4 protein-coding genes are annotated in these 4,696 nt (G+C 71.8%); 3 read left to right on the forward strand and 1 reads right to left on the reverse strand.

The window, feature by feature from the left end; all coding sequences use genetic code 11:
* Positions 1-2,578 (forward strand): dihydropteroate synthase (locus WA805_RS26905; RefSeq protein WP_425243742.1); only part of this gene is annotated, 2,578 nt, incomplete at its 5' end.
* Positions 2,579-2,594: 16 nt separating this feature from the next.
* Here WA805_RS26905 and WA805_RS26910 read toward each other — a convergent pair.
* On the reverse strand, positions 2,595-3,419 hold the full coding sequence (locus WA805_RS26910; protein WP_425243743.1) for a nuclear transport factor 2 family protein: 825 nt from the start codon (positions 3,417-3,419) through the stop codon (positions 2,595-2,597).
* Between the two features lie 161 nt (positions 3,420-3,580).
* Here WA805_RS26910 and WA805_RS26915 point away from each other — a divergent pair, with 161 nt between their 5' ends.
* Positions 3,581-4,234, forward strand: a complete 654-nt coding sequence (locus WA805_RS26915) for an HAD family hydrolase (protein WP_424561652.1) — start codon at positions 3,581-3,583, stop codon at positions 4,232-4,234.
* A gap of 92 nt (positions 4,235-4,326) precedes the next feature.
* Positions 4,327-4,696: cellulose synthase (locus tag WA805_RS26920; RefSeq protein WP_425243744.1), on the forward strand; the 370-nt coding region annotated here is incomplete at its 3' end.

The raw sequence follows: 4,696 nt of genomic DNA on the forward strand, positions 1-4,696 counted from the left end.
GGCGAGGCCCGCGGGCCGCCCGCTCGGCCGGCGGTCGCCGGACCCTGAGCCGGGAGTGGCGTCGCTGTACAGCCACGTGCCGTTCCGGCAGGACACCGCGTTCCTCGCGATCGGGGAGCGGACCAACGCCAACGGCTCGAAAGCGTTCCGCGAGGCGATGATCGCCGACAAGTTCGAGGACTGCGTGGCGATCGCGCGCGGCCAGACCAGGGACGGCGCGCACCTGCTCGACGTGTGCGTGGACTACGTCGGCCGCGACGGCGTCGCCGACATGCGCGAGATAGCCGGACGGCTGGCGACCGCGGCCACGCTGCCGCTGGTGCTCGACTCCACCGAGCCGGCGGTGATCGAGGCGGGCCTCGAGCTGATCGGCGGCCGCGCCGTCGTCAACTCGGTCAACTACGAGGACGGCGACGGGCCCGACTCGCGGATCGCCAGGCTGATGCCCCTCATCAAGGAGCACGGCGCCGCGGTGGTCGCGCTGACCATCGACGAGCGCGGCCAGGCGCGCACCGCGCTGTGGAAGGTGGAGGTCGCCGAGCGGCTGATCCGCGACCTGACGGGCACCTGGGGGATGCACACCGAGGACATCATCGTCGACTGCCTGACGTTCCCGATCGCCACCGGCCAGGAGGAGACGCGGCGGGACGCGCTGGAGACGATCGAGGCGATCGGCGAGCTGAAGCGGCGCTATCCGGAGGTGCAGACGACTCTCGGGGTGTCCAACGTGTCGTTCGGGCTGAAGCCGGCCGCGCGCGCCGTGCTGAACTCGGTGTTCCTCGCCGAGTGCGTCCAGGCCGGCCTCGACTCGGCGATCGTGCACCCGTCGAAGATCATGCCGCTGGCGCGCATCCCGGAGGAGCAGCGCGAGGTCGCCCTCGACCTGGTCTACGACCGGCGCCGGCCCGGCTACGACCCGCTGGCGAAGATGCTGGAGCTGTTCGAGGGCGTGGACGCCACGTCGGCCAAGGCCGAGCGGGCCGCAGAGCTGGCCGGGCTGCCGCTGTGGGACCGGCTCAAGCGGCGGATCATCGACGGCGAGCGCAACGGCCTCGAGGCCGACCTGGACCTGGCGCTCGCGGAGCGGCCCGCCCTGGAGATCGTCAACGACGTGCTGCTCGACGGCATGAAGACGGTGGGCGAGCTGTTCGGCTCAGGCCAGATGCAGCTGCCGTTCGTGCTGCAGTCCGCCGAGGTGATGAAGGCCTCGGTCGGCTACCTGGAGCCGCATATGGAGCGAGCGGACGCGGGCGGCCGGGGCAAGATCGTGCTCGCCACGGTCAGGGGCGACGTGCACGACATCGGCAAGAACCTGGTCGACATCATCTTGTCCAATAACGGCTACGACGTCGTAAACATCGGCATCAAGCAGCCGATCTCCTCGATCATCTCCGCCGCCGAGGAGCACCGGGCCGACGTCATAGGGATGTCGGGCTTGCTGGTGAAGTCCACCGTAGTGATGAGGGACAACCTCGCCGAGCTCAACTCCCGCGGCATCGCCGCCCGCTGGCCGGTGCTGCTCGGCGGCGCGGCGCTCACCAGGGCCTACGTCGAGCAGGACCTGGCCGCGCTGTTCCAGGGCGAGGTCCGCTACGCCCGCGACGCCTTCGAGGGCCTGCGGCTGATGAGCGCCGCGATGGCCGTCAAGCGAGGCGAGCCTGGCGCCGCGCTGCCTGAGCTGCGCACCCGCCGGGTCCGGGCCCGTGCCAGCGCCGCCGAAACGGCGGAGCAGGACGATCCCGCAGTCAGCAGCGTACGTTCCGGGGATATATCGGCGGAGAACCCGGTGCCGGAGCCGCCGTTCTTCGGGACGCGCGTGGTGAAGGGCGTGCCGCTCGCGGAGTACGGGGCGTACCTGGACGAGCGGGCGACGTTCATGGGGCAGTGGGGGCTCAAGCCGTCGCGGAAGGAGGGCGGCCCCGGCTACGAGGAACTGGTGGAGACCGAGGGGCGGCCGCGACTGCGGATGTGGCTGGAGCGGGCACAGACCGAGGGGCTGCTGCAGGCCGCCGTGGTGTACGGCTACTTCCGGTGCGTGAGCGAGGGGAACGACCTCATCGTGCTGTCGGAGTCGGGATCGGAGCTGGAGCGGTTCAGCTTCCCCCGGCAGCGCCGCGACGCGCGGCTGTGCCTGGCCGACTTCTTCCGGCCGCGCGCGGCCGGGGAGACCGACGTGGTGGCGTTCCAGCTCGCCACCATGGGGTCGGCGATCTCGACCGCGACGGCGGAATTGTTCGCGAAGAACGCCTACCGCGAATACCTGGAGCTGCACGGGCTGTCCGTCCAGCTCACCGAGGCGCTGGCGGAGTACTGGCACGTGCGGGTGCGGCGGGAGCTGGGCATCTCGGCCGCGGACCCGGCGGAGCTGGCGCAGTTCTTCGACGTGCGCTACCAGGGCGCGCGGTACTCGATCGGCTACCCCGCCTGCCCGGACCTGGCCGATCGGGCCAAAATCGCAAGGCTGCTCGACCCGGCGCGGATCGGCGTGGAGCTGTCGGAGGAGATGCAGCTGCACCCGGAGCAGTCCACCGACGCGATCGTCGTGCACCACCCGCAGGCGAAGTACTTCTCCGTCTAGTGAAGTACTTCTCCGTCTAGTCCGGTGGCTCGAGGTCGTCGTACTCGCGGACGGCGGCCAGCAGCCCGTCGGGTCCGCGTTCGCAGACGCACAGCCCGGCCTGCGGCGGCAGCTCGCGGCCGCCCCAGCGGACGCAGTTGTACTCGATGGCGCAGCGCACGCCGTCGTCGGTAATGACGCAGGGCCGCAGGCTGACGCCGCCGCCCGCGCTGAACAGGGCGGCGAAGAACGAGCGGAGCTCCGCCTCGCCGCGGTGGGCGGCCTGCGGGCCGGCGGCCTCGCGGTAGTACCCGTCCGGCGCGAAGGTGCCGACCACCGCGTCGGCGTCGCCGGCGCCAAGCGCGGCGCTGAAGCGGCCGACGACATCTCCCGGCAGGTCCGCCGCCGAGCTGAGGATGGCGGGCCTGGCGTGCTCGCGGCGCCCGTCGACCTGCCACTGGCTGCAGTAGGTGCGGAATACCACCGAACGGTCGTCGCGGGATTCGGCGACGACGGCCACCGGCCAGAGCTGTTCCTGCCCGTCCCCGTCTAGGCGCGCGAGCAGCTCCACGACCGCCCGCCCGCCGGCGACGGTAGCGGTCACCGTGTCAACCCGGGCGTGCCGCTCCGCCAGCAGGGACTGGCTCTGGCTGACGAAGTGCCGCAGCTGCCGGTGACCGCGGACCTCACCGGCGCGCGGGTCGTAGATGACCACCTCACCTGGCCACACGGTCTCCAGGGCCCGAACGTCACCGTCGTTCAGCGCGGTGACGTACTGCCGTACGGGGTCGGCCTGGCCTGCGGCGCGCGTTTGCTGCCGGGCCAGCTGCATGGCACTGGCGAAGTCAGGAAACCAGGGCATCCGCCACCACCTTGAGTTTTATATGCACGGCCGTTGCTCCTAAAATTCGTCTGTTCCGGCTGGTGGCTCCGGTCGCCATTCTCCGCTGCTCAGGGGGCCCACGGGAAGTCCCGTGGCCGGGCGCCGGTGCTGAGCTGGAGGGCCGAGCCGAAGGGAGAGACGTGACAGACGGGCTCGCGGCGGTGCTGTTCGACATGGACGGGCTGCTCGTGGACACCGAGCCGCTGTGGCTGGAGACGGAGACCGAGGTGATGGCGCGGCTCGGCGCGCCGTGGACGCCGGAGGACCAGCAGGCACTGCTCGGCGGCAGCATGGCGCGGACGGTCGGCTACCTGCTGGCCAGGGCGACCAGGCCCGCGCCGCCTGAGACGGTCGAGCGCTGGATGATCGAGGGCGTGCTGGCCCGGGTGCGGGCCGGCGGGGTCGCGGTGCGGCCAGGGGTGCGCGCGCTGCTCGCCGAGGTGGCTCGTGCCGGCTTGCCGCATGCGCTGGTGACGTCCTCGCAGCGGGTGTTCGCCGAGGCCGTGCTCGACGCCACCGGGATCACGTTCCCGCTGACCGTGTGCGCCGAGGATGCGACCGCGGGCAAGCCGGACCCGGAGCCGTACCTGCTGGCCGCCAAGCTGCTCGACGTGGACCCGGTGCGGTGCGTCGCGCTCGAGGACTCGCCGAACGGCGTCGCGTCCGCCACGGCGGCGGGCTGCCGCGTGCTGGCGGTGCCGTCGCTGGTGCCGATCCCGCCCGCGCCCGGGCGGGTCGTGGTGGAGTCGCTAGCCGGGGTCAGCCTCGGCGAACTCCGCCGGATCGCCGCCTGACGCTCAGCCTCGCGGCCTACGCCTCGCGGGCGTTTCAGGCACTCTGCCCGGTGTGTCACGATGGAGTGAGCAAGCTACGTCGGAGGCGAGTCATGGGATATAACAGCATCGCCTGGCTTCCGCTGACCGCCGGTCTGACGGCGATCGGCATGATCCTCAGCTACTACGCATACCGCCGCCGCGGGCTGCGCTCGGCGCTGCGCTGGGCCGCCGTGTCGCTGCTGCCGATCGCGGCGTACCTGACCGGGTCGATCGAGATGTTCTGGAAGATCGGGACCGCGATCGGGGACTTCGCCACCGGCTTCGTGTTCTCACCGGTCAAGTGGGCCGGCATCGCCGTGGCCGGGCTCGCGGTGGTGCTGTACCTCGCGAGCGGCGGACGGGAGCGGCGCAAGGCCGCGCGGGAGGCGCGGAAGGCGGCCAGGGACGGCCGCCGGGCCGAGGCGGGGCAGTCCACAGCGG

The sequence above is a fragment of the Trebonia sp. genome, assembly GCF_049794275.1.
GTDB lineage: Bacteria > Actinomycetota > Actinomycetes > Streptosporangiales > Streptosporangiaceae > Trebonia.